This window comes from Streptomyces sp. 2A115 (assembly GCF_052245575.1).
GTDB lineage: Bacteria > Actinomycetota > Actinomycetes > Streptomycetales > Streptomycetaceae > Streptomyces.
Genome location: NZ_JBQQCG010000030.1, coordinates 97,485 through 121,238, shown reverse-complemented (window position 1 = coordinate 121,238; position 23,754 = coordinate 97,485). Strand labels below are relative to the sequence as shown.

Genomic DNA, 23,754 nt, shown 5'->3' with positions numbered 1-23,754 from the left:
GGGCGGCTGTTGGAGCCGGCTACAGGACGTGCTCTGTGAAGCGGGTTGTCGTTTCCGTCAGGACCTCTCGGCCGTCCCTTGCCCATAGGCCGTCGTTGAACAGTTCGATCTCGATTGGGCCGGTGTAGCCGGCCGCGTCGACGTGAGCCTTCCACTGCCGCATGTCGATCGCTCCGTCGCCGATCTGGCCTCGGCCGTTCAGGACTCCCTCGGGCAACGGGGTGGTCCAGTCGGCGAGTTGGAACGTGTGGATGCGGCCGCCCGCACCCGCGCGGGCAATCTCTTCCGGTGCCCTGTCGTCCCACCAGATGTGGTACGTGTCGACCGTCACGCCCACCTGTTCGGCCGGGAACCTTTCCGCGAGGTCCAGGGCCTGGGTCAGGGTGGAGACGACGCAGCGGTCGGAGGCGTACATCGGGTGGAGGGGCTCGATGGCCAGCCGGACCCCCCGCTCGGCCGCGTACGGGCCCAGCTCGCCGAGTGCGTCGGCAATCCGTTCCCGGGCGCCGTGCAGGTCCTTCGAGCCGGCCGGGAGGCCGCCCGAGACAAGGACGAGCGTGTCCGTGCCCAGCGTCGCCGCCTCGTCGATCGCCGCTCGGTTGTCGTCCAGCGCCGAGGCCCGCTCGGCCGGGTCGATGGCCGTGAAGAAACCGCCCCGGCAGAGGGTCGTGACCGTCAGGCCCGCGTCGCGGATCAGTTTCGCGGTCGCATCGAGTCCGTACGTCTGGACCGGGTCGCGCCAGAGGCCGACGCCCGGGACGCCCAACTCGAGGCAGGCGTCGACCAACTCGGGCATCGACAGCTGCTTGACGGTCATCTGGTTGATGGAGAAACGCGACAGGTCGCTCACTGGGCCACTCCGTACAGGGAGAGGAGGTTCTTCATGCGGGCCTCCGCGAGCGCCGGGTCCGGGAACAGGCCCAGGCCGTCGGCCAGCTCGTACGCTCGGGCGAGGTGCGGCAGTGAGCGAGACGATTGCAGTCCGCCGACCATGGTGAAGTGCGACTGGTGGCCCGCTAGCCAGGCGAGGAAGACGACGCCCGTCTTGTAGAAGCGGGTCGGGGTCTGGAAGAGGTGGCGGGACAACTCGACGGTCGGGTCGAGGAGTTCGCGGAAGCCCGCCGCGTTGCCGGTGTCCAGCACTCGTACGGCCTCGGCCGCCAGGGGGCCCAGCGGGTCGAAGATCCCGAGGAGGGCGTGGCTGAAACCCTGGGCGTCGCCGGCGATCAGTTCGGGGTAGTTGAAGTCGTCGCCGGTGTAGCAGCGGACGCCGTCGGGGAGCTTGCGGCGCAGGTCGATCTCGCGCTGGGCGTCCAGGAGGGAGACCTTGATGCCGTCGACCTTGTCCGGGTGGGCGGCGATGACCTCGAGGAAGGTGCTGGTCGCGGCGTCCAGGTCGGTGCTGCCCCAGTAGCCCTCCAGCGCCGGGTCGAACATCGGGCCGAGCCAGTGCAGGATCACCGGCTCGGTGGCCTGGCGGAGGAGTTGGCCGTAGACCTCCAGGTAGTCCTCGGGACTCTTGGCCACGGCGGCGAGGGCCCGGGAGGCCATGAGGATGGCGGGGGAGCCCGCGTCCTCGACCAGCGCGAGCTGCTCCTCGTACGCGGCCCGGATCTCGTCGAGGCTGTACGGGTAACCGATCTCGGTGGCGGACAGCTGGTCGGTGCCCACGCCGCAGGCGATCCGGCCGCCGACCGCCTTCGCCTCGGCCGCCGAGCGGCGGATCAGCTCGGCGGCGCCCGCCCAGTCGAGGCCCATCCCCCGCTGGGCCGTGTCCATCGCCTCCGCGACCCCGAGCCCGTGGGACCAGAGGTGGCGGCGGAAGGCGAGGGTGGCGTCCCAGTCGACGGCGGCGGGGGAATCGGGGGACACATCCGCGTACGGGTCGGCGACGACGTGGGCCGCCGAGTAGACCGTACGGGAGGTGAAGGGGGCTCCGGTGGTGACGGAGAGGGGTTCGGTGCGCGGGGAGTACGTGCGCAACTCTCCTGCGGCGCCTGGGAGTTGGATCGTCACAGCGAGATCTCCGGTACGTCGAAACGGCGGCCCTCGGCCGAGGACTTCAGCCCCAGTTCGGCGAGCTGGACGCCGCGGGCGCCGGCGAGGAGGTCCCAGTGGTAGGGCGCGTCGGCATAGACGTGCTTGAGGAAGAGCTCCCACTGGGCCTTGAAACCGTTGTCGAACTCGGTGTTGTCGGGCACCTCCTGCCACTGGTCGCGGAAGGAGTAGGTGGCCGGGATGTCGGGGTTCCAGACCGGCTTCGGGGTTGAACTGCGGTGCTGGACGCGGCAGTTGCGCAGGCCGGCGACCGCCGAGCCCTCGGTTCCGTCGACCTGGAACTCCACCAGCTCGTCGCGGTTGACGCGTACGGTCCAGGAGGAGTTGATCTGGGCGATCGCGCCGCCGTCGAGTTCGAAGATGCCGTAGGCGGCGTCGTCGGCCGTGGCGTCGTACGGCTTGCTCTGCTCGTCCCAGCGCTGCGGGATGTGCGTGGCGGTGAGGGCCTGGACGGTGCGTACACGGCCGAAGAGCTCGTGAAGCACGTACTCCCAGTGCGGGAACATGTCGACAACGATGCCACCGCCGTCCTCGGATCGGTAGTTCCAGGAGGGGCGCTGGGCCGTCTGCCAGTCGCCCTCGAAGACCCAGTAGCCGAACTCGCCGCGGATGGAGAGGATGCGGCCGAAGAAGCCGCCGTCGATGAGCCGCTTGAGCTTGAGGAGGCCGGGGAGGAAGAGCTTGTCCTGGACGACGCCGTGCTTGATGCCCTTCTCGGCGGCGAGGCGGGCGAGTTCCAGGGCGCCGTCGAGGCCGGTGGCCGTCGGCTTCTCGGTGTAGATGTGCTTCCCGGCCGCGATCGCCTTCTTGATCGCTTCCTCGCGGGCCGAGGTGACCTGGGCGTCGAAGTAGATGTCGATCGTCGGGTCGGCGAGCACCTCGTCGAGGCTCGTGGACCAGTGTTCGATGCCGTGCTGGTCCGCGAGCGCCTTGAGAGCGTGTTCGCGGCGGCCGACGAGGACCGGCTCGGGCCACAGCACGGTGCCGTCGCCGAGGTCGAGGCCGCCCTGTTCACGCAGAGCGAGAATCGAGCGGACGAGATGCTGGCGGTAGCCCATGCGTCCCGTCACACCGTTCATGGCGATGCGCACCGTCTTGCGTGTCACGTCATTCCCTTCGTACGCGTCCTGCGCCGCGTACGCCCCACGGGTGCACTCGGGGCAGTCCCGTGAGCACCGGTGAACTGGTGAGCGTCACAGCAAGCGCTTTCTATACGAGGTGACGCTAGCCTCTGTGCAGCGGATCGGACAAGACCGCGGAGGTTAAGAGTTGTTCGAGGGGGCGAACGGGGGCGGGGGCTTGCGGCCGTAAAGTCTGCATCCAATCTGTGACCGTAAGGTCTGCACCAGCTTGGGCCCTGAGCGCGACACTGGCCTCGGCTCGGAGTACGAGTTTTACGACCCCTTACGACGACGCCTCACGACTTACGACCGGCTGTGAGGACGACGACGAGATGCGCGACCGGAGGACGACGAGATGACGGTGACCCTGGCGGACGTGGCGGCCCGCGCGCAGGTCTCGCCCGCGACGGTGTCGCGCGTGCTGAACGGGAACTACCCCGTGGCCGCATCCACCCGTGAGCGGGTGCTGCGGGCCGTGGACGAACTGGACTACGTACTCAACGGCCCCGCGAGCGCACTCGCCGCCGCCACGTCCGACCTGGTCGGGATTCTGGTCAACGACATCGCGGACCCGTTCTTCGGGATCATGGCGGGAGCGATCCAGTCCGAGATCGGGGGGCCCGGGGGCCGGGCGGGAGGGGAGCGTCTCGCCGTCGTGTGCAACACCGGCGGCTCTCCGGAGCGCGAGCTCACGTACCTCACGCTCCTACAGCGCCAACGCGCCGCCGCGGTCGTGCTGACGGGTGGGGCCGTGGAGCACACCGCGCACGCGACGGCCGTGGCGACGAAGCTGCGCAAGCTCGCGGACGCGGGCACGCGCGTGGTGCTGTGCGGGCGGCCGCCCGCACCGACGGACACCGACGCGGTGGCCCTCACCTTCGACAACCGGGGCGGCGGCCAGGAACTCACCGAGCACCTGATCGGCCTCGGCCACCGGCGCATGGGCTACATCACCGGCCCGGAGGAGCGCACGACGACCCGCCACCGCCTCGAAGGCCACCGGGCCGCGCTCGCCGCGCACGGGATCGACGACGACCCCGGCTGGACGGTGCACGGCCGGTACGACCGCCGGTCCGGGTACGAGGCGACGATCGAACTCCTCCGCCGCGAACCGGAGTTGACGGCCGTGGTCGCCGCGAACGACACGGTCGCCCTCGGCGCGTGCGCCGCCCTGCGCGACTCCGGGCTCCGCATCCCCGACGACGTCTCCGTCGTCGGCTTCGACGACCTGCCCTTCAGCGTCGACGCCGTTCCCGCTCTGACGACGGTGCGGTTGCCGTTGGCGGAGGCGGGGGCCCGGGCGGGACGGCTCGCGATGGGGCGGGAGGAGCCGCCGCCCGGTGGGATCGCCCCGGTACGGGGGGAGTTGATGGTGCGGGGGTCCACGGGGGCGCCCAAGAACGCGTGACGGCCTGCTGACGGCTGACGGCCTCCTCCAAGTCCCCGCCGATACGGGACGTGGTCGATGTCATCGTCATTCACTGCCTTCCCAACTCAACCGTCTTCCGCCTCAACTGCCTTTCCCCCTCGACCTGTTGACTGTCGATCTCAATCTCACCCTGTTGGCCGTCAATTCCTGTTCAGTGAACGGGTGACGCCGGCGACGACCGCGGTGGTCAGCAGCCAGCCGGCGGCGATCAGGACGTACGAAAGCCACATGGTGGCGCCGGCGGTCCAGTGCCAGGCCGCGCGCTGGCCGAATCCGCCGATGGGGATCAGCAGGTCGAGCGTGTACACCAGGGCGTTGAACGGAGGGCCTTCATCGGCCTTGCTGCGAGTGGGCGACTGGCTGCGGAAGACCGCGGTGCCGAGCAGTGAGAGCACGATCAGCCAGCCTCCGGCCCGCCAGGGGCGGTAGCCGTATCCGACCGTGGCGTCGAAGACGTGGCCCCATATCCGGGCCACCGGACGGAGGGTGCCGCGCCGGTGGCGCTGTTTCTCCAGCAGTACGAGCCGGGCGTCGTCGTCGTGGCCGATCAGGCGGTACCAGCCGGCGAGTTGCTCGTACGGCTGCGGGCTGTACCCGGGCGAGCGGCGTATCCACGCCACTCTGCGGGCCACACCGGCGCCCACCTGAGACGTGGCGTCCTCCGCGTGCAGGGAGGTGTAGGTGAGGCCTTCCAGTCGTACGGCCGCGGATCGGCTCACTTCGTTGTCCCGCAGGACCTCGACGCGTGCGCTGCGCAGGTCGATGCCGCCGGGTGGGGCCGACCTGGGCGTGAGGTCGAGTTCGGCTGCCTGTATGCGGCTGCAGTCCAGGGAAGCGCCCGGTTCGTCGAGGGCGGCTCCGGCCAGCGACAGTCGGTTGGTGACCTGCGCGCCGCGCAGGGATACGGCTCCGACCGCGGTGAATCCGTCGGTCAGATCCATGGTCGTCACGGTGGCGTTGTCGGCGAGAATCGCCTCGCCGTCCGAGCCGTCGGGGCCTCCCAAGTTCTCCAGCCGTGCTCCGTCCATGAACAAGCCCCCGGCCAGTTGCGCTCCGATGAGCCGCAGTCCTCCTTTGGCCGTGAATCCGTCCCGGCAGAAGATCGCGCCCTCCATGACGAGGCCACCCGCGAACAGTGCCCAACCACCGTCCCGGGCTGACAGTGTCGCCCCGTTCAGCGCCAACTCCCCTGAAATATGGGCGTTGATGAGCGCGAGGCGGCCGTCCTGCACGGTCGTCCTGTTCAGGTCCAGCCGACCCGCGATCCGGGCGAGCGATGCGTCGAAGCCCGGCATCCAGCAGTAGGCCATCCGGATCGACCGGGTCGTACTGCCGCGCAGGCTCACGGTCTCTTCCAGTCGACAGGACGTGAGTCGGACCGTGTTGACGATGTCACCGCCCGCCAGGTCCAGGCGGCCGACGATCCGCGCGCCCGTCAGGCACAGAGCCGCGATGGTTCCCTGCTGCGTGGTGTTGGCCCCGAGGAGCAGCGCGGCCAGGACCTCCGCTCGCAGGGTGCGTTCGGGGCCCCAGGTCTGCCCTTGGCAGGCGTCGTCCTCATCGGGGACCCCGCTCCGCAGGTCCACGAGACGTCCCTCGGGAAAGGCGTTCCAGAGGGCACGCTCCGGAGGCGTCAGATCGTCATACTGCAGCACCCGGGCAGGGTATCGGCAGCCCAGCCACGGGCGACGTTGGGCGGCGGTACGGCAATACGGGGGAGCACGGGCCCCAGAGGCGGCAGCGGGACCCGGCAGCGGCAGTGGCAGCGGCAGTGGCAGCGGCAGCGGCAGCGGCAGCGGCAGCGGCAGCGGCGCAGAAACGGGCGAAATCCCTGCGCGACACCGCCCCCGACGGCATAATCTCTGACTGAGTCAACCATCCAGTCACTGCGCAGCCCAGTCGTTACGAGCCCGGCGTGAGCCGCGAGGCAGGTGTCAAGTGTCAGGTGCCATGACCGTCCAAGAGATCCGTGCCTTCAACCGCTTCTACACGAACCTCATCGGCGCGCTCGACTACAGCCGCCACCTCCATGCCCCATACACGCTCACGGAGTCCCGTGTGCTGTACGAACTGGCCCACTCCCCCCGTACGGACGCGGCGGACCTCCGTACCGAACTCTGCCTGGACGCGGGCTACTTGAGCCGACTGCTGGCGAAGTTCGAGAAAGACGGACTGGTCGAGCGGGCGCCGTCGGAGAAGGACACCCGGCGGCAGCGGATCACGCTCACGACCCGCGGGCGGGAGACCGCCGACCTGCTCGACGAACGTTCACAGGAGGCGGTCGGCTCGCTGCTGGCGACCGTCCCGCCGGACGACCGTCCGCGCCTCGGCGAGGCGATGCGCGAGGTCCGCGAGATCCTCTCCGAGGGCAACCGGCGGCCTCCGCGCGGCGAGGACGTACTGCTCCGCGAACCAGGGCCGGGCGACCTCGGCTGGATCGTGCAGCGCAACGCCGCGCTGTACACCGCCGAGTACGGCTGGAACGCGGACTACGAGGGCCTGGTCGCCCGCATCGTCGCCGACTTCGCCGAGGACCACGACCCGCATCTGGAGCGGGTGTGGATCGCGGAGCTGGACGGCCGGGCGGTCGGCTGCGTGATGTGCGTACGGGACGAGGCGCCCGGCGCCGCCCGCCTGCGCCTCCTCCTCGTCGAACCGGACGCGCGCGGCCTGGGCATCGGCGACCGGCTGGTGCGCGCGTGCGTCGAGTTCGCGCGCGGCGTCGGCTACCGCGAGCTGGTGCTCTGGACGAACGACGTCCTGTCCTCCGCCCGTCGCATCTACCAGCGCCACGGCTTCGTCCTCCTGGCCGACAAACCGCACCGCTCCTTCGGAGCCGATCTCGTCGGCCAGGACTGGCGCCTGGACCTGCACGGCACGCGGGAGTGACGGCAGACGAGTGACGGCTGAAGCGTGACAGCGGACGCGTGACGGGTAGGGTCCGAGGCATGAAGCTGGCCTTCTCCACCCTCGGCGTCCCCGGACTCCCGATCCCCGACGTGGTACGGCTCGCGGCCGCGCACGGCTACCACGGCATCGAGCTGCGCGCGCATCCCGAGGAGCCGGTCCACCCCGGCATCGGCCTCACGGAACGGGCCGACGTGGCGGCCGAGTTCAAGTCGGCGGGCATCGAGATCCTGGGCCTCGCGGGGTACGCGCGCGTGGCGGCACCGGGCGACGACGGTCCCGTACTGGACGAGATCCGTACGCTCCTGGAACTGGCCCGGGACCTCGGAGCGCCCTTCGTCCGCGTCTTCCCCGGTGGCGGCACCGCGCAGAGTCCCGAGGAGGCCGACGCGACGGCCGCCCGCCGGCTCGGCACCGCCGCCGAGTACGCCGCCGACCTGGGCGTACGCATCCTCCTGGAGACCCACGACTCCCACCGCACCGGCGCCGACGCGATCCGCGTCCTCGGCCTGGTCGGCCATCGCCAGGTCGGCTCCCTCTGGGATGTCATGCACACCTGGCTCGGCGGCGAACAGCCCTCGTCGACGTACGCCGCGCTCTCCCCGTACCTCGGATACATCCAGGTCAAGGACATCGCCTCGGCCGACGACACGACTCCGCTGCCGCTCGGCGCCGGGGTCCTCCCCCTCACCGAGTGCGTGGATCTGCTCTCGCGGGAGGGCTGGGACGGGTGGCTGTGCTGGGAGTACGAGAAGCGGTGGTACGAGTCGGCCGCACCGCTTGAGGGGCTGCTGGGCGCGGGCCGGGAGCACCTCGCTCGCCTGCTGAACGAGTCGGCGTAGGGCACCCCACGGCAGGCGGGGACCTCGTCGGCGGCTACCGGGTGAGCACTCTCGCCCACACTGTCTTGCCGATCACCCGCCCCCCGGAGTTCCCAGCTCTCGGAGAGTGCCTGCACCAGGGGGAGACCCCGGAGCAGGCCTCGCCGGCGTACACGGAGGCGCTGGCAAGAGCCTCCTCATCTCCGAACCGGATGAGTCAGGGCCACTCGCCCACCGCTATGGGATGATCAGCCGACAGGCCCTCCGGCCGGAGGAATCCGTAGACCTGATCGGGCAGTTGGCGGGTGAGTATGACTGAGCTGAAGTGGTTCAAGAGCAGCTGCAGCGACTCGAGCGGCGGCGATTGCGTCGAAGCCTTCACCTGGCGCAAGAGCAGCCACAGCGACAACACCGGCGGTGACTGCGTCGAGGTCGCCACCACCTCCACCGTCCACGTGCGCGACTCCAAAGACATCACCCGCGCCTCTCTCTGCGTCTCCCCCACCACCCGGGACGCCTTCATAACCGACGTCAGGAACACCCCCCAGCCTTGATACTCACCCGCGCCCTCCGAACCCTCGGTTCCACCTGGCGCCCCCTCTACGGCTTCACCCTCCTCCTCACGGCGTTCACCACCCTCGCCGGAGGCGCCATCGTGGGGGGCGGGTTCCTGGTGGCCTGGGACTCCTTCGAGGGCGCACGGCGGGACGCCGAGTACGCCATCGAGTCCGAGGACTCCTATTCGGCGTACGCGGAGCAGTGGGACACCCTGGTGGTCATCGGTCTCATCGTCACGGTGCTGCTGCTGGACCTCGCCGCCGCTGTCGTCTGCGTGGTGCAGACCGCGCACACGGTCGCTCTGGACCACGCCTTGGAGGGCCAAGGACGGCTGAGCGTCAGGGAGTTGTGGGCGCGCACCCGCCCGTACGTCGGCGGCGCGTACTGGGCGCAGTGGCGGATCTGGGTGCGCGCCGGCGGTGTGGCGTTCCTGGGGGTCGTGCTGTGGGGCGCCGTCGACTCGAACGAGGTACCCGGTGTGGAGCCCTCGAGGATCATTGACACCACGACGATGGCGTACCGGATCGTGGGCTGGGGCCTGCCCCTCACGATCGCGGGGCTCGGCCTGCTCGTCTACTTCCGCCACTGCGTGGCCACGGCGGCCCTGGTCTCCGAGAACTCCTCCTCCAAGGAAGCCGTGAAGCGCGCCTGGGCGCTGACGCGGCGGGCACCCTGGAAGACGTACGGCATCGGTCTGCTCCTCGCGGCCTTCGTCGTGCTCGGTTTCGTCGTGCTCCGGTACGCGGCGGCCCCCCTCGCCCACCCCCTCGGGCTCGCCATGCTCTGGCTGAGCGACGACAACGTGTGGATCACCGGCGTGCTGGTCCTGATCGTCCCCACGGCCTTCGCGCTGTTGCTGCTGCCGTTGGTGGTCCTGCCGCCCGTGTGCGCGGTGGTTGCCCTGTTCTACCGGGATCTCCGCGCTCTGGAGACCGGCGACCGAGTCACCTCGGCCGTGTGAGGACCGGGGGACGACCGGAAGCCCGCAGCGGGACCGGCCCAAAACAGCGCCACATCAACCCCGTTGCGCACTCTCGTGGACACCCGTACCAATTTCTGGGAATCGGCGGAATCCGGGGAACCCATCCCCGCCATCCCCCGTCCAACTCGCATGCTGCCGGATGAGTCTCCGCAGAGCGGTGTCGGCCTCGCTGCTGGCTGCGATCGCTGACTTACCCTCTCCGCCGCCTGCGGCCGACAGCACGCCGTCATCGGCGCGCCCCCCTCCAACTGCGCCGATGACGGCCCCTCACTCCCAGCAGCACCCGTCGCCGGACCGCCATGTGGGCTGTCCGGGCTGTGCGCACCCTTGACTGGAAGAAACTTCCCGGATATCCGTGATCCCTGGAAGTTTCCTTCACGCTCGGGAGTTTCCTTCAAGCTCGCCCCTCCACGGGCCCCTCGGGCCCTCTCCGGAAGGAGCGCACGTGCACACCTCCAGACGTACGCTGCTCGCGGCTGCCGCGGGCACGGCGGCGACCGCTGCCGTCGGTGTCACCCCGGCACGGGCCAAGGACGACGGCACCAAGGACGACACCGCCAGGCACCCCGACTCGAAGCTCCGCGCTCTCATCTCCCGCATGACCCTCGAAGAGAAGGTCGGGCAGCTCTTCGTGATGCGGGTGTACGGGCACTCGGCGACCGCGCCCGACCAGGCCGACATCGACGCCAACCTCGCGGAGATCGGCGTACGGACGCCCGCCGAGCTGGTCGCCAAGTACCGGGTCGGCGGGATCATCTACTTCGGCTGGGCGCACAACACCCGCGAGCCGCACCAGATCGCGGACCTCAGCAACGGGATTCAGAAGGCTTCGCTGGCACAGCCGCGAGGCCTCCCCGTGCTCATCTCCACCGACCAGGAGCACGGGATCGTGGCGCGGGTCGGCGAGCCCGCGACGCTCTTCCCGGGGGCGATGGCGCTCGGTGCCGGCGGTTCGCGTGGCGACGCGCGCGAGGCCGGGCGGATCGGCGGCGCGGAACTGCGGGCGATGGGCATCCGCCAGGACTACACGCCGGTCGCCGACGTGAACGTGAATCCGGCCAACCCGGTCATCGGCGTACGTTCCTTCGGGGCCGACCCGCAGGCCGTGGCCGGGCTGGTGGCGGCCCAGGTGAAGGGGTATCAGAGCTCCGGCGTCGCGGCCACCTCGAAGCACTTCCCGGGGCACGGCGACACCGAGACCGACAGTCACTACGGTTTTCCGGTCATCGAGCACACGGAGGAGCAGTGGGGACGGCTCGACGCACCCCCGTTCAGGGCGGCGATCGCGGCCGGCATCGACTCGATCATGACCGCGCACATCATGGTCCCGGCGCTCGACCCGTCCGGCGACCCGGCCACCCTCTCCCGCCCGATCCTCACCGGCATCCTGCGCGAGCGGCTCGGCTACGACGGGGTCGTGGTGACGGACTCGCTCGGCATGGAGGGCGTCCGCACGAAGTACGGCGACGACCGCGTGCCCGTACTCGCCCTGAAGGCCGGGGTCGACCAGCTCCTCAACCCGCCGAAGCTGGAGGTCGCCTGGAACGCGGTCCTCCAGGCCGTACGCGGCGGAGAGCTGACGGAGGCTCGGCTCGACGCGTCGATTCTGCGCGTCCTGCGGCTGAAGGCGAAGCTCGGTATGTTCAACGACCCGTACGTCACCCATCGCGGCGTCGACCGGACCGTCGGCACCAAGGCCCATCTCGACGCGGCGGACCGGATCGCCGAGCGCACCACGACGCTGCTCGTCAACGAGGGAGGGCTGCTGCCGCTTTCCCGCCGTACGCACAAGAAGGTGCTCGTCGTCGGCGCCGACCCCGCCTCGCCGTCCGGCACCACCGGCCCGCCCACGACCGTACTCGCCGCCGCGCTCACCGAACTGGGCTTCACCGCCACGGCCCTCTCCACCGGTACGGCCCCCTCCGCCGCGGCCATCGCCAACGCGGTCGCGGCGGCCGGGGAAGCGGACGCGGTGGTCGTCGGGACGTACAACGTGAGCGCCGCCGGCTCCCAGAGGACTCTGGTGAACCAGCTCGTCGCCACCGGGCGGCCGGTCGTCGCGGTCGCCATCCGCAATCCGTACGACGTGGCTCAGCTGCCGGAATTGAAGGCCTGCTTGGCGGCCTACTCCTGGACCGACGTCGAGCTGCGCGCGGCCGTACGGGTCATCACGGGGCGGGCCGACCCGGCGGGGAAGCTGCCGGTACCGGTGCAGCGGGCGGACGACCCGGCCCAGGTGCTGTATCCGATCGGCCACGGACTGACGTACTAGACGTACGCCGCACTCCCGGCGCACCACCCCCAAGTGACGCAAAGCACACCGCATGTCTGGCGTGATCCCGCCGCGACGGGTCACGCTGGGCAGGGGATCGGGGGGTGTCATGCGCGATGCGCGTGGTGTGGGTTCGGATGGTGCGCGTGTTCATGGTCGTGCTGGTGGTGCGCGTGGCCGTGCTGCGGGGGTGGTGTGCGCGCTGGTGATGCTGGTGGTGGCGGTACTCACCGGCTGTCAGCAGTCGTCCGGGGCCGAGGACGGCAGGCTCGACGAGGCGACGTCGGCTCCTACGCGGACTTCGGGGTACGGGACGGTGTTCCTCTCGATCGACGAGTGCAGTTCGTTCGGGCGCGAGTCGTTCACCGAGGTGGCGTGCACCAGCGAGAAGGCGGCGGCGCGGGTGATCGCACGGTACGACGGGAAGGTGGGCGACGGGCAGCCGTGCCCCGCCACCACGGACTTCGTACTGCACATCAGCGAGCAGAAGCCCTCCGCCGACGAGGACGGCGACGGCGCGGTTCCGCAGGGCTACGCCTGCATGCGCAACCTGCAGCCCCCGCACCCCGGCGACCCGGGCGGCGGCGGAGGTCCCCGCACGATCGTCGGCGACTGCGTCTACAACGCGACCGCGGGCGAGGTCCGCGAGACGTCGTGCGACGGGAAGGGGAAAGAGCCCCCGGAGTACAAGGTGACCGCGGCGGTGAAGAAGCGCACCGCCTGCCCGGCGTCGACGGCGTTGTACGTCCAGCTGGGCGGGACGAAGCCGGTGGGCTGCGCCCGCCCGGTGTAGCCGAGGGCTTCAACGCCCGGTGGGCTCCAATGGCCGATGGGCTTCAATGGGCGGACGCAGCAAGGGAGTTGCTCAGCCACTGAGTGGCTGAGTGGCTGAGCAACCCGAGGAAGCCGCTTACGGACGGAGCTGGCGCTCCATCTTGCGCTTGTCCAGCTTCGAGTCGTACTTGGCCAGCGGCTTCGCCTTCTCCGGGTTCTCCTGGACCGCGGCCGAGGCGACGCCCGCCCACTCCAGGATGCGGGCCGTGGCGAGGGCCTTCTGGTCGGGGACGAGGTTCGCGACGCCGGCGTAGTGGTTCAGACCGGGTGCGGTGAAGACGTACGAGTCACGGGCGCCCTTGCCGAGGCGGAACGGCTCCGCGCCCCACGGGTCGTTCTGGCCGTACACGAACAGCATCTGGTTCGCGTGGCGCTTGACCCACGTGTCGACGTCGCGCATCGCCCACGGCTGGAACGTCATGGAGATGTCGCGCGGCACGAAGTTCCGCGGCGGCTGGTAGCCGTACCGGATCAGCTTCTTCTCGATGTACGGGAACTCGATCGTCGGGGCGCCGAGCTGCGTACCCGCCTGGTAGTAGTACGGCGTGTACGGCTCCAGGCCCTGGTCCGTGTAGAAGGAGAACCCGGAGACCTCGTCGACCGAGGCCCAGATCTCGTCGTCCGTCGCGTTCTTCGCGTCCGCCGGGATCATGTCGCAGTCGGTGAGCAGCCTGGTCTGCCAGAAGCCCCACACGTAGTCGAGGACGACGGCCTCGTAAGCCTTGTCGAGGTTGCCGACGGTGGTGAAGGTGTAGCCCTCGGCGGCCGCCACCTCCGCGTACTTCTTCTCCAGTGGCTCCCGGCGCACCAGTGCCTCGCGCTGCACCGCGTTCAGCCGGTCGCGGCACTCCTTGGTGCCGACCTTCGCGAAGAATCGGTCGTACGCCGAGTCCTCCTTGTTCACCACGTCGTTGGGCGCGACGTACGCGACGACGCCGTCCATGTCACGCGGGTAGAAGCGCTCGTAGTAGGTGGCGGTCATGCCGCCCTTCGAGCCGCCGGTGGAGACCCACTTCTTGTCGTAGATCGGCTTGAGGGCCTTGAAGATGCGGTGCTGGTCGCTGGCGGCCTGCCAGATGTCCAGCTTGGTCCAGTCGGCCGGGGCGGGACGGGACGGAGTGAAGAAGCGGTACTCCATCGAGATCTGGTTGCCGTCCACGATCTGGGTCGGCTCGCGGCGACTCGGGTTCGTGGAGACGTTGTAGCCGCCGGTGTAGAAGACCGTCGGGCGCGCGGTGTCCTTGTGCAGCACGGTGATGCGCTGCTGGAAGGTGCCCTTGGACGGGTTCCGGTGGTCGACCGGCTGGGTGTAGTTGAGGACGAAGAAGCGGTAGCCGGTGTAGGGCTTCTCCTCGACCAGGCTCATGCCCGGTATCGCGAGGAGCCGGTCCTTGATGTCCGCGCCGATGTCCGCGCTGATGTCCGCGCTGGTGCTTGTGCCGGTGGCTTCCGGCTGGGCGGCGGTGGCCGCCCCGGCCGCACTCAACGTGCCTATGAGCACCACGAGCGACAGCAGCCATCTGAGCGTCTTGCGCATGCACTCTCCCCTGGAATACGCAGATGTCCGCCGGAACCTAGCGGAGCAACTGGCGTCACACCAGGGGAGCTTGGAGATTTGTGCGCATTAGCGGAGCATTAGCAGAGAATCCAACCCGAGCTCACCGAGCCGGAGCCGACGGAGCCCTTCACCCACACGCAGCGGTGTCCCGCGTGCACGGTCTTCGGGCCCGCGTGATTCCTGTACCGCCCTCTGTCGACCGCCGGCCGGCTGCCGCGCGCCCGCACGCTCACCGTCATGTGCTTACGGGCGCCCGGCCGCCTGGGAAAGGTCACCGCGCAGATGTAACCGCGGCTCTTGTAGACGTGCACGGAACCGGTGGAGAAGGGCAGCGTACGCACCTTGCGCCCGGAGCAGAGGGCCGCCGCCTCCGCGTCTGCGGTGCCCGGACCCGCGAGGACCAGCAGTCCCGAGGCGGTCAGCACAGCCATGACGAGCGCCAGCCGTCGGCGTATCACGCCACTGCCCACTGTCGTCCCACCCACCACGACCTCCCACCGCGATCGACGTACTGATGTACGGACGCGTGACGTACCCCGAATGGTTGCGCACGGCTGGGGCGGGTGGTCCGGTGGAGCCTTTGGCTGTTTGACCTCGTTTGGGGCGACCTCGCCTGTTTACCCGTTACCCAAAAGGTCAGAATCGAAAGGCGGTCCGTCATGAATCGCTCACGAACGATCAGCCGAGGGCTTGTCGCCGTCGCGCTGCTCACCACGGCCGCCTCGGTGCCGGCCGTGGCCGACGCCCCCGACGTCCGCGACGAGGTTCCTCCCGCGCCGCCCCGCAGTGGCAGCCCCGGTCCCGTCTACGACCGGGTCGCGCACTTCTACGGCGCGTACATCGACGTGGCGAACGACCCGGGCAGCAACGCGGCCGCGGCAGAGTTGCGCAGGTTCTACCTCACCTCCGACCTCCGCTCACGCCTGCTCACATGGGAGAGGCGCAACGACGCGGACGGCATCCTGCGCTCGCAGAACGTGCCGAGCGCCTGGAAGGTGACACCGGGCGACAGCGGCATGGGGCACACGTACACGACGGTCCGGCTGACCTGGGAGTCGGGCCCGGGCACCGGCGGGGAGAAGACGTACACCTACCTCACGGTGCGCTCGGACCTCGAGAGCCGGAAGATCTCCGACATCACTTCGAAGTACTGACGGGCCATCACTTCGAAGTACTGACGGTCGCGGCGGGGTCGGGCTCCCCCACGAACATCCGCCACAACTGCGCGTACCGCCCGCCCAGTTCGAGTAGTTCGTCGTGCGTGCCGTCCTCCGCGACCCGGCCGTCGGCCATGAGCACGACGCGGTCCGCGCGGGCTGCCGTGGTCAGGCGGTGGGCGACGACCAGGGTCGTACGGCGGCCGGCGATGCGGTCGGTGGCCTGGTTGACCTGGGCCTCGGTGGCCAGGTCGAGGGCGGCCGTCGCCTCGTCGAGCAACAGGATGTCCGGGTCGACCAGTTCCGCCCGGGCCAGCGCGATCAGCTGGCGTTGCCCGGCGGAGAGGTTGCGGCCGCGCTCGTCGACCTCGTGGAGGTAGCCGCCGTCCAGCGTGGCGATCATGTCGTGCGCGCCGACCGCGCGGGCCGCCGCCTCCACCTCGGCGTCCGTGGCGTCCGGGCGCCCGTACGCGATGGCGTCCCGGACCGTGCCCTGGAAGAGGTAGGCCTCCTGCGGGACGACGCCGAGTCGGTGGCGGTAGGAGGTGAGGTCGAGGGAGCGCAGGTCCGTGCCGTCGACGGTGACCCGGCCGCCGGTGGGGTCGTAGAAGCGGGCCACCAGCTTCACGAGGGTCGACTTGCCCGCGCCCGTCTCTCCGACGAAGGCCACGGTCTGGCCGGCCGGAATGCTCAACTTCACTCCGCTGAGCGCCTCTTCGGGCTCGTCCGCGGACCCGTACGCGAAGTCGACGTCCTCGAAGGCGATGTCGCCTCGCAGGGCGAGGATCTCGAGTGGCTCGTCGGCGGCCTTCGTGGACGTCGGCTCCTGGAGGAGTTCCTGGATCCGGCCGAGCGAGACGGTCGCCTGCTGGTAGCCGTCGAAGACCTGCGAGAGCTGCTGCACGGGTGCGAAGAACAGGTCGATGTAGAGGAGGTACGCCACCAGCGCGCCGACCGTGAGAGTGCCAGCGTCGACCCGCGCCGCGCCCACGACGAGCACCGCGGCCACCGCGACCGACGACAGCAGCTGAACGAACGGGAAGTAGATCGAGATCAGCCACTGCCCGCGGATACGGGCCTGCCGGTAGCTGTCGCTGCCCTCCGCGAACCGCTTCCTGCCCACGCCCTCGCGCCGGAACGCCTGGAGGATCCGCAGCCCGGACACCGACTCCTGAAGGTCGGCGTTGACCACGGAGACCCGCTCACGGGCGAGTTCGTACGCCTTCACGCTGGACCGGCGGAAGAAGAACGTACCGATGATCAGCGGCGGCAGCGTCGCGAAGACGACCAGCGCCAGCTCCACGTCGATCACCAGCAGGGCGACCATGATGCCGAAGAAGGTGACGACGGAGACGAACGCGGTGACCAGACCGGTCTGCAGGAACGTGGACAGCGCGTCCACGTCCGTCGTCATCCGGGTCATGATCCGGCCGGTCAACTCCCGCTCGTAGTAGTCGAGTCCGAGGCGCTGGAGCTGCGCGAAGATCTTCAGCCGGAGCGAGTACAGGACGCGTTCGCCGGTGCGTCCGGTCATGCGGATCTCGCCGGTCTGCGCCGTCCACTGGACGAGGACGGTGAGCAGCGCGAGGGCGGACGCGGCCCAGACGGCGCCGAGCGCGACCTCGGAGACGCCCTGGTCGATACCGTGCCGGATCAGGACGGGCAGGAGCAGGCCCATGCCCGCGTCGACGGCCACGAGGCCGAGGCTGGCGAGGAGAGGGAGCCCGAAGCCGCGCAGGAGGCGTCGGAGTCCGTACGACTCCTCGGGCGTGACCGCGCGTGCCTCGTCGATGGCGGGCATGTCGGTGGCCGGGGGCAAGGCCTCGACCTGGGCGAGGAGTTCGGGCGTGGCGGGCATCCCGTCCATCGCCATGTCCTTGGGCTCGCGCTCCCCCGCCCACAGCTTGGGCGTGATCCCGCGTTCGGCGTCGAACTCGGCGTCCAGTTCCTCGCGTACGGAGGTGTCCTCGCACGGGCAGGAGGGCTGGGCGTGCCCCGGTGAGACGCCGCCGAGCTCGTCCGGGTCGGTGAGCAGGCGCCGGTAGAGAGGGGAGCGCTCGGTGAGCTCCTGGTGCGTACCGATGTCCGCCAGGCGGCCGTCGTCGAGGACGGCGATGCGGTCGGCGAGGTTCAGGGTGGAGCGGCGGTGGGCGATGAGGAGGGTGGTGCGGCCCGCCATGACGTGTTTGAGGGCCTCGTGGATCTCGTGTTCGACCCGGGCGTCCACCGCGCTCGTCGCGTCGTCGAGGACCAGCAGTCGCGGGTCGGTGAGGATCGCCCGGGCCAGGGCGACGCGCTGACGCTGGCCGCCGGAGAGGGTGAGGCCGTGTTCGCCGACCTTGGTGTCGTAGCCCTCGGGCAGCTCGGCGATGAAACGGTCTGCCTGCGCGGCGCGGGCCGCGGTCTCGATCTGCTCCTGGGTGGCCTCCGGGCGGCCGTACGCGATGTTGGCGCGCACGGTGTCCGAGAAGAGGAAGGAGTCCTCCGGTACGAGCCCGATCGCGGCCCGGAGCGATTCGAGGGTCAGCTCTCGCACGTCGTGGCCGCCGATGAGCACGGCGCCTCGGGTCACGTCGTAGAAGCGCGGCAGGAGGAGCGAGACGGTGGACTTGCCGGAGCCGGAGGAACCGACGACGGCGAGGGTCTCGCCCGGGCGGATCTCGAAGGACAGGCCGTCCAGGACCGGGCGGTCGTCGTCGTAGCCGAAGGACACGTCGTCGAACTCGACGGTCGCGGGGGCGTCGGCGGGGAGGGGCTTGGTGCCGTCCTCGATCGACGGCTCCGTGTCGATCAGCTCCAGTACGCGCTCGGCGCCGGCGCGGGCCTGCTGGGCGACCGTGAGCACCAGGGCGAGCATGCGGACGGGGCCGACGAGCTGGGCCAGGTACGAGGAGAACGCCACGAACGTGCCGAGCGTGATCTGGCCCCTCACCGCGAGCCAGCCACCGAGCGCCAGCATGGCGACCTGACCGAGGGCGGGGACCGCCTGGAGGGCCGGGGTGTACCTCGAGTTCAGGCGGATCGTGCGCAGGCGGCCCGCGAAGAGCTTGCGGCCGATGTGTCTGAGCTTCCCGGTTTCCTGGTCCTCCTGGCCGAAGCCCTTCACGACGCGTACGCCGCTGACCGCGCCGTCCACGACGCCGGCCACGGCCGCCGCCTGTGCCTGGGCGTACCAGGTGGCCGGGTGGAGCTTCGAGCGGCTGCGCTTCGCGATGAACCACAGGGCCGGGGCCACTGCCAGCGCGACCAGGGTCAGCGGCAGGGACAGCCAGGCCATGATCACGAGGGAGATCAGGAAGAGGACTATGTTCCCGATGGTCATCGGGAGCATGAACAGCAGGCCCTGGATCAGCTGGAGGTCGCTGGTCGCGCGCCCCACCACCTGGCCGGTCGACAGCTCGTCCTGGCGGCGGCCGTCGAGCGCCGTGATCGTGCCGTACATCTCGGTGCGCAGGTCGTGCTGGACGTCCAGGGCGAGGCGGCCGCCGTAGTAGCGGCGGATGTAGGTGGAGACGTAGACGAGGACGGCCGCGCCGATGAGCGCGCCCGCCCAGGGGGCCATGTCGCGGGTGTGGGTTCCGATGACGTCGTCGATGATCACCTTGGTGACCAGCGGTACGAGGGCCATGACGGCCATACCGGCCAGCGAGGCGCCCAGCGCGAGCACGACGTCCTTCGGGTACCGCCAGGCGTACCCGGCCAGTCGTCGTGCCCATCCCCGTTGCGGCTGTGTCACGCCTGGTGCCTTCCGTTCGTCTTGGGCAGCCTGCGCATCCTGGTCGCCCTGGTCATCCGGAAGGCACCAACACGGGATGAACCGGATTTCATCCCTCCGCAATGTTCGGAAGGCTCCGGTCGGGGCTTCGGAAGGGGTCGTCAGGGCGGCGAGCCACAGGGCGCGTCGGCGGGCCCGCTGCCGCCGCGTTTCCTCGTGCCTCTCATGGGCGACGAGATACGGGCGGACCATCGCGTTGTCCTCGCCGCGCAAGGGGCGGGAGTCGGGGTGACGGGCGGTCCGCTCATGGAAGTACGAGGGGGCGGGAGCTGGGTGCGCCGGAACGGTGACCGCGAGGCGATGGCGTCCCGAGCCGGGGAGCAAGAGCCGTAGCAGCGGCTCGAAGAGGCGGGCGATACGGTGACTCATGTCGTCAACTTCCTTGGGTTGGTTGATGGCCACGCCCCCGGACCGGTCGCACGGTCGCGGGGGTATCGCTTTGTGTAGCGATCCACTCACAGAGTGAGACGGGGCGGACTAGGCTCGCCAGAGGGTGGAGTGTGACCAGGCGTTTGTCGCAGGGGATTTGGCCATGAGCAATACGTACGGTGACTGGCTCAAGCAGCAGCGGGAGACGGCTGGGCTGACACAGCAGCAACTGGCCGAGTCGGCGATCATGACCCGTTCGCACATCGCGCACATCGAGGCGGGGCGCCGTGTGCCTTCGAAGGAGGACGCGCGACGCCTGGACAGGGCCCTGAACACGGGGAACGTGCTGAGCAGTTTCTTGCCGCAGGACGACGTGGCGGTCGAGGATTACTTCGAGGCAGCCAGGCATCTCGAACAACAGGCAACGGTGATCCGCGAGTTCGCGCCCACCTTCGTACCTGGCATCTTGCAGACGGACAGGTACGCGCGTGCCCTTCTGAGCGTCGGATACCCGCCTGCGAGGGAAGAGGACGTGACAAGATCGTCGTCACACGGCTTGAGCGCGCGAAGATCCTCACCGACCCAGTGACACCCGTAGTGTGGGCACTGCTCGACGAGGCAGTCCTACGACGCCCGGTCGGCGGCCCGGAGGTCATGGCGGAACAGCTCATGCACATCGTCCGCCTGACTGAGGACAAGCGTGTACGCACACATGTGATTCCGTACAGCGTGGGCGCGTATCAGATCCTGAACAGCATGCTGACGCTGATGTGGTTCGAGGACCAGCCCCCCGTGGCCTATTCCGAGGGCCTACAGTTCGGCAAGGTTCACGATGCCCCGGCCATCGTCGAACGACTCCAAGGCGCCTACCATCTCGCACTGAGCGACGCGTTGCCCCTACGAGAGTCCCTTGCCCTATTGAGGGCAACAGCGAAGGACTACGGACACCATGCCTGAACACACCATCCCCAGCGCGGACATACTGAGCGGTTGGCGCAAGTCGTCCTACAGCGGGACCGAGGCCAACAGCTGCGTCGAGGTTCTGGACGACCACCCCTCAGGGTTCCCCGTCCGGGACTCCAAGATCCCGAACGGTCCTGCCCTGGTCTTCCCTCCGGCCGGTTGGTCATCGTTCGTCACAGCCGTCAAGGGCGGTAAGTTGCCCGCCTGAGGGGCGCTTCGGACCGAGCCGCACCCGCCCAGCGGACCAGTACCCATAGCCAGAGCGTGAGCACTTCCCCCCGCCGCCATCGCCCGCAGCTGCGGCACGTCACGCAACTTCCTCTACGCCAACTGGAAGTCCGCCTCCGCACTGCACCTGCTCGCACTCAAATCCGAACTCGCGCACGCGTCCGGGCCGCCGGCGGCCCGGACGGACTGCCGGACAAAAGCCCTAGTAGCTCCTCCCCCACTCTCGACTTCGCTCGAGCCCGGGGAGGGACCCCCATCGGAGATCCATCAGAAGCCCCCTAGTGCACCCGGTCCTCGCCGCTCTCTGGCGTGCCCTCGTCCGGAAGGTGCACATCGTTGACGGCGATGTTCACTTCGACGACTTCCAGGCCCGTCATCCGTTCCACCGCCGCGATCACGTTCTCGCGGACTTCCGCGGCGATGTCGGTGATGCTTATCCCGTATTCGACGACGACCTGGAGGTCGATGGCGGTCTGCTTCTCACCGACCTCGACCTTGACGCCGCTCCCAGTGCTTGAGCGCCCTCCCGGGACCCGGTCGCGCACCGCCGCCATGGTGCGAGTGAATCCGCCGCCCAGTGCGTTGATTCCCGGGACCTCGCGTGCGGCGATCCCGGCTATTTTCTCCACCACCCCGTCCGCGATGGTCGTCCGGCCGCGGGTCCCCGGCGGTTCCTGAGGCCCGGGCCGTGCGGCCTGCAGCATCGTGCCCACGCCGGCGCGGGGCTCAGGATCGGCCTTCTGCAGGGTTGAACTGTTCGGCTCCGTCATGCGAAGCCACCTCCTCGGGCGATGCATGGGCTGCCGTAACGGGAGGGGCGGCCGTCGGTCGCCGCGTTTCCGCGCTGCCTTCCCAGTACCGTGCGGGGCACCGGATATGCCCGCACGGCGTCACGTCTTGGCGCCTTCCAGGCGGGGGGAACAGGCGGCTTCCGGCCGTCCGTCGGACCGGGAATGAGGACTATGCTGCTGTACGGACGTCCCAGACCCCGGCGGCTTGTCGTTGCTCGACACAGATGGTGCGGGGAGCGGACCTTTCGTTCGTCACCCGGCGCATCCCTGGAGGGAGCTGGGTGGGTCCTCTGTCCTGTCGCACAGGCAGTCGGGCCGACCGTTGCTCCACCTCCGCCGAACGTACGTCCCTGCCGGGAGCGGGCCAAGGGGGCCGGGAATCCCTGCGTCACCGCGTGCGCTGCCGGATGGCCGTGAGAACCGAGGCATCTTGCCCCTCCCACAGCTCACCGTCTACCGCCATGACCGAAGGAAACGGGCACTGCTGACCCTGTCCGGTGAAATCGACCTGGAATCGGCTCCACTGGTGCGTACGGCACTGGACCGGTGTATTGGCGACGGTATCCGCACCATCGATGTCGACCTCACCCCCGTCACCTTCTGCGACTGCAGCGGCCTCAACGCCTTCCTCCATGCCTCCCAGCAGACCACCGTGACGGGCGGGACCCTGCGACTGCACTACCCGCCACCGATGCTGGCCTTGCTGGTCGACCTCGCCGGCTGCGCGTTCCTGCTCCTCGGCCTTCCGTTCGGGCACCTGCCACCTCCTTTCGGTCTGCCCCGGCCACGGATCCAGGCAGAGGCAGGCACGGAGGGAGCGATGGCGGATGCGTGAGCGACCGCATGCGCACCATCGATGTCGGCCTCACGGCATCCCGGGTGCCGCGACGCCTGGACACAGTCCGTAGGGCCCGCCGGAGGAGTAAGCTGGGGGTTACCGAGAGTATTTCGCGCACCGGCCTCCACGCTCGTGTCGTTTTCGGCGATTGGCTACGCCGGGGCCGGTTCCGACCGGTCCGGAGCAGGGTTCGCATCATGACTGCGACCGTTTCGTACGCGCCGACACTCGAAGACCGGCCCTCCCCTCCGTCTCTCCGCATGTCGCTGGCTCCCAGTGGTTCCGCACCGGCTCTGCTGGACGGCGCCTGGTGGCCGCGCTCCCGCGATCTCTGGGCGGAACTTCCTTCGCTGACGGCCGTGCTCGATCCGCTGTGGGGGCGGATCACCAGGGTCACGGTCAATCCCGCACACTGGCCGACCGTCCCGCACAAGGTGCCCGTCGACGGGCATGTCGTGAAGGTGGGCTCGTTCCTGGCCGAGCAGGATCCGCACCAGCTGTTGCTCCTCTCCTACCGCATGGGCCGCTGGGACCTGCTGGTGATCCCTCCGCAGACGACTCCCGTCTCGGCCGCCTGGCTGATGGCCGCCGCGAGCGATCCACTGCGCACGTCGACCGCGAGCCAGCTGATGGACGAGGCGGCGCGCCTGCGCACAGTGACGGAGACCGACCGGGCCGTGGAGGCGGTCTGGGACGCCGAAGGAGGCCATGCGGCAGGCGGTCCACCCTCCCGTCCACGGATCCCGGCAGTCACTGCTCCGGTACTCGGCATCCCGTCGGTCATTCCTCCGAATCCGGCCAAGGGGATGTGAGGGCCATGGAGACCTTCCTGACCGTGGTCGCGCTCCTGGCGATGGTCGCCCTGGGCGCGTTCCTGATCCACCGGTTGAACAACCAGCACGACGAGCGCATCGCCGCTTTCCACTACGGCCGCTCCCGGCCTGCTGCCCGGGGACCGGCGCCATCGGCCCCGCAGAAGGTTCGCGGACGCGCCGGAACGAGCGGCACCGGCGATCGCCGCGACCATCGCGACGGGGGACGTGGGCGGCTCCGGCCACGGCGCCGGACCCGGATCCGGACGGAAGAGAAGTGA

At 69.6% G+C, this 23,754-nt stretch carries 20 protein-coding genes and 1 pseudogene; 13 read left to right on the top strand and 8 right to left on the bottom strand.

Features of this window, described 5'->3' with window-relative positions:
• Positions 1–19 precede the first annotated feature (19 nt).
• From ACTWQR_RS25685 to ACTWQR_RS25675, 3 genes are read right to left on the bottom strand one after another with little or no spacing between them, the layout of a single operon-like run.
• The gene (locus ACTWQR_RS25685) at positions 20–850 is read right to left on the bottom strand and encodes a sugar phosphate isomerase/epimerase family protein (RefSeq protein WP_443229516.1); all 831 of its coding nucleotides are present in this window, start codon (positions 848–850) and stop codon (positions 20–22) included.
• The gene (locus tag ACTWQR_RS25680; RefSeq protein WP_443229515.1) at positions 847–2,016 is read right to left on the bottom strand and encodes a dihydrodipicolinate synthase family protein; all 1,170 of its coding nucleotides are present in this window, start codon (positions 2,014–2,016) and stop codon (positions 847–849) included. Before ACTWQR_RS25680 ends, ACTWQR_RS25685 begins: the two co-directional genes overlap by 4 nt.
• Positions 2,013–3,164, bottom strand: coding sequence for a Gfo/Idh/MocA family protein (locus tag ACTWQR_RS25675; protein ID WP_443229514.1), 1,152 nt, complete (start codon positions 3,162–3,164; stop codon positions 2,013–2,015). The genes ACTWQR_RS25680 and ACTWQR_RS25675 overlap by 4 nt, the downstream gene beginning before the upstream one ends.
• A gap of 370 nt (positions 3,165–3,534) precedes the next feature.
• Here ACTWQR_RS25675 and ACTWQR_RS25670 point away from each other — a divergent pair, with 370 nt between their 5' ends.
• Complete coding sequence (locus ACTWQR_RS25670) at positions 3,535–4,587, top strand: LacI family DNA-binding transcriptional regulator (protein WP_443229513.1); 1,053 nt, start codon at positions 3,535–3,537, stop codon at positions 4,585–4,587.
• A 161-nt stretch (positions 4,588–4,748) separates the two neighbouring features.
• Here the strand turns inward: ACTWQR_RS25670 and ACTWQR_RS25665 are convergent, their stop codons facing one another.
• On the bottom strand, positions 4,749–6,263 hold the full coding sequence (locus ACTWQR_RS25665) for an oxidoreductase (protein ID WP_443229512.1): 1,515 nt from the start codon (positions 6,261–6,263) through the stop codon (positions 4,749–4,751).
• 295 nt (positions 6,264–6,558) lie between these two features.
• Here ACTWQR_RS25665 and ACTWQR_RS25660 point away from each other — a divergent pair, with 295 nt between their 5' ends.
• The 6 genes from ACTWQR_RS25660 (at position 6,559) to ACTWQR_RS25635 (ending at position 12,941) form a co-directional block, all read left to right on the top strand.
• Entirely contained in the window at positions 6,559–7,497 is a 939-nt protein-coding gene (locus ACTWQR_RS25660; protein ID WP_443229511.1) for a bifunctional helix-turn-helix transcriptional regulator/GNAT family N-acetyltransferase, read from the top strand.
• Between the two features lie 59 nt (positions 7,498–7,556).
• Entirely contained in the window at positions 7,557–8,357 is an 801-nt protein-coding gene (locus ACTWQR_RS25655) for a sugar phosphate isomerase/epimerase family protein (protein WP_443229510.1), read from the top strand.
• Positions 8,358–8,647: 290 nt separating this feature from the next.
• Positions 8,648–8,890 carry a DUF397 domain-containing protein gene (locus ACTWQR_RS25650; RefSeq protein ID WP_443229509.1) on the top strand — a complete coding sequence of 81 codons (243 nt, stop codon included), beginning with the start codon at positions 8,648–8,650 and terminating at the stop codon, positions 8,888–8,890.
• A complete protein-coding gene (locus tag ACTWQR_RS25645; RefSeq protein ID WP_443229508.1) occupies positions 8,887–9,855 on the top strand; it encodes a hypothetical protein in 969 nt (322 codons plus the stop codon). Before ACTWQR_RS25650 ends, ACTWQR_RS25645 begins: the two co-directional genes overlap by 4 nt.
• A 466-nt stretch (positions 9,856–10,321) precedes the next feature.
• The gene (locus ACTWQR_RS25640; protein WP_443229507.1) at positions 10,322–12,148 is read left to right on the top strand and encodes a glycoside hydrolase family 3 protein; all 1,827 of its coding nucleotides are present in this window, start codon (positions 10,322–10,324) and stop codon (positions 12,146–12,148) included.
• A 208-nt stretch (positions 12,149–12,356) separates the two neighbouring features.
• On the top strand, positions 12,357–12,941 hold the full coding sequence (locus ACTWQR_RS25635; RefSeq protein ID WP_443229525.1) for a hypothetical protein: 585 nt from the start codon (positions 12,357–12,359) through the stop codon (positions 12,939–12,941).
• 117 nt (positions 12,942–13,058) lie between these two features.
• Here ACTWQR_RS25635 and ACTWQR_RS25630 read toward each other — a convergent pair whose 3' ends face one another.
• Together ACTWQR_RS25630 and ACTWQR_RS25625 are read right to left on the bottom strand one after the other, a co-directional pair.
• A complete protein-coding gene (locus ACTWQR_RS25630) occupies positions 13,059–14,519 on the bottom strand; it encodes a S28 family serine protease (protein ID WP_443229506.1) in 1,461 nt (486 codons plus the stop codon).
• A gap of 98 nt (positions 14,520–14,617) precedes the next feature.
• Positions 14,618–15,010 carry a hypothetical protein gene (locus ACTWQR_RS25625; RefSeq protein ID WP_443229524.1) on the bottom strand — a complete coding sequence of 131 codons (393 nt, stop codon included), beginning with the start codon at positions 15,008–15,010 and terminating at the stop codon, positions 14,618–14,620.
• Between the two features lie 189 nt (positions 15,011–15,199).
• Between ACTWQR_RS25625 and ACTWQR_RS25620 the strand changes: the two genes are divergently transcribed.
• A complete protein-coding gene (locus tag ACTWQR_RS25620) occupies positions 15,200–15,694 on the top strand; it encodes a hypothetical protein (protein WP_443229505.1) in 495 nt (164 codons plus the stop codon).
• Between the two features lie 7 nt (positions 15,695–15,701).
• Here the strand turns inward: ACTWQR_RS25620 and ACTWQR_RS25615 are convergent, their stop codons facing one another.
• Positions 15,702–19,841 carry an ABC transporter ATP-binding protein gene (locus tag ACTWQR_RS25615; protein WP_443229504.1) on the bottom strand — a complete coding sequence of 1,380 codons (4,140 nt, stop codon included), beginning with the start codon at positions 19,839–19,841 and terminating at the stop codon, positions 15,702–15,704.
• 163 nt (positions 19,842–20,004) lie between these two features.
• Here ACTWQR_RS25615 and ACTWQR_RS25610 point away from each other — a divergent pair.
• Positions 20,005–20,798 (top strand): annotated as a pseudogene (locus tag ACTWQR_RS25610) (helix-turn-helix domain-containing protein).
• Positions 20,791–21,012 carry a DUF397 domain-containing protein gene (locus ACTWQR_RS25605; RefSeq protein ID WP_443229503.1) on the top strand — a complete coding sequence of 74 codons (222 nt, stop codon included), beginning with the start codon at positions 20,791–20,793 and terminating at the stop codon, positions 21,010–21,012. Before ACTWQR_RS25610 ends, ACTWQR_RS25605 begins: the two are co-directional and overlap by 8 nt.
• 298 nt (positions 21,013–21,310) lie before the next feature.
• Here ACTWQR_RS25605 and ACTWQR_RS25600 read toward each other — a convergent pair whose 3' ends face one another.
• Positions 21,311–21,802 (bottom strand): Asp23/Gls24 family envelope stress response protein, encoded by a 492-nt coding sequence (locus ACTWQR_RS25600; RefSeq protein WP_443229502.1) that lies wholly within the window; start codon positions 21,800–21,802, stop codon positions 21,311–21,313.
• A 451-nt stretch (positions 21,803–22,253) separates the two neighbouring features.
• Here ACTWQR_RS25600 and ACTWQR_RS25595 point away from each other — a divergent pair, with 451 nt between their 5' ends.
• The 3 genes from ACTWQR_RS25595 (at position 22,254) to ACTWQR_RS25585 (ending at position 23,754) form a co-directional block, all read left to right on the top strand.
• Positions 22,254–22,658, top strand: a complete 405-nt coding sequence (locus tag ACTWQR_RS25595; RefSeq protein WP_443229501.1) for an STAS domain-containing protein — start codon at positions 22,254–22,256, stop codon at positions 22,656–22,658.
• A gap of 200 nt (positions 22,659–22,858) precedes the next feature.
• Complete coding sequence (locus ACTWQR_RS25590; RefSeq protein ID WP_443229500.1) at positions 22,859–23,473, top strand: DUF5994 family protein; 615 nt, start codon at positions 22,859–22,861, stop codon at positions 23,471–23,473.
• Positions 23,474–23,478: 5 nt separating this feature from the next.
• Positions 23,479–23,754, top strand: coding sequence for a hypothetical protein (locus tag ACTWQR_RS25585; protein WP_443229499.1), 276 nt, complete (start codon positions 23,479–23,481; stop codon positions 23,752–23,754).

Coding starts and splice junctions, on each gene's coding strand:
- ACTWQR_RS25670 (WP_443229513.1), top strand. CDS start 3,535: ATGACGGTGACCCTGGCGGACGTGGCGGCCCGCGCGCAGGTCTCGCCC.
- ACTWQR_RS25660 (WP_443229511.1), top strand. CDS start 6,559: ATGACCGTCCAAGAGATCCGTGCCTTCAACCGCTTCTACACGAACCTC.
- ACTWQR_RS25655 (WP_443229510.1), top strand. CDS start 7,557: ATGAAGCTGGCCTTCTCCACCCTCGGCGTCCCCGGACTCCCGATCCCC.
- ACTWQR_RS25650 (WP_443229509.1), top strand. CDS start 8,648: ATGACTGAGCTGAAGTGGTTCAAGAGCAGCTGCAGCGACTCGAGCGGC.
- ACTWQR_RS25635 (WP_443229525.1), top strand. CDS start 12,357: ATGCTGGTGGTGGCGGTACTCACCGGCTGTCAGCAGTCGTCCGGGGCC.
- ACTWQR_RS25630 (WP_443229506.1), bottom strand. CDS start 14,519: ATGCGCAAGACGCTCAGATGGCTGCTGTCGCTCGTGGTGCTCATAGGC.
- ACTWQR_RS25620 (WP_443229505.1), top strand. CDS start 15,200: ATGAATCGCTCACGAACGATCAGCCGAGGGCTTGTCGCCGTCGCGCTG.
- ACTWQR_RS25615 (WP_443229504.1), bottom strand. CDS start 19,841: ATGAGTCACCGTATCGCCCGCCTCTTCGAGCCGCTGCTACGGCTCTTG.
- ACTWQR_RS25605 (WP_443229503.1), top strand. CDS start 20,791: ATGCCTGAACACACCATCCCCAGCGCGGACATACTGAGCGGTTGGCGC.
- ACTWQR_RS25600 (WP_443229502.1), bottom strand. CDS start 21,802: ATGACGGAGCCGAACAGTTCAACCCTGCAGAAGGCCGATCCTGAGCCC.
- ACTWQR_RS25590 (WP_443229500.1), top strand. CDS start 22,859: ATGACTGCGACCGTTTCGTACGCGCCGACACTCGAAGACCGGCCCTCC.
- ACTWQR_RS25585 (WP_443229499.1), top strand. CDS start 23,479: ATGGAGACCTTCCTGACCGTGGTCGCGCTCCTGGCGATGGTCGCCCTG.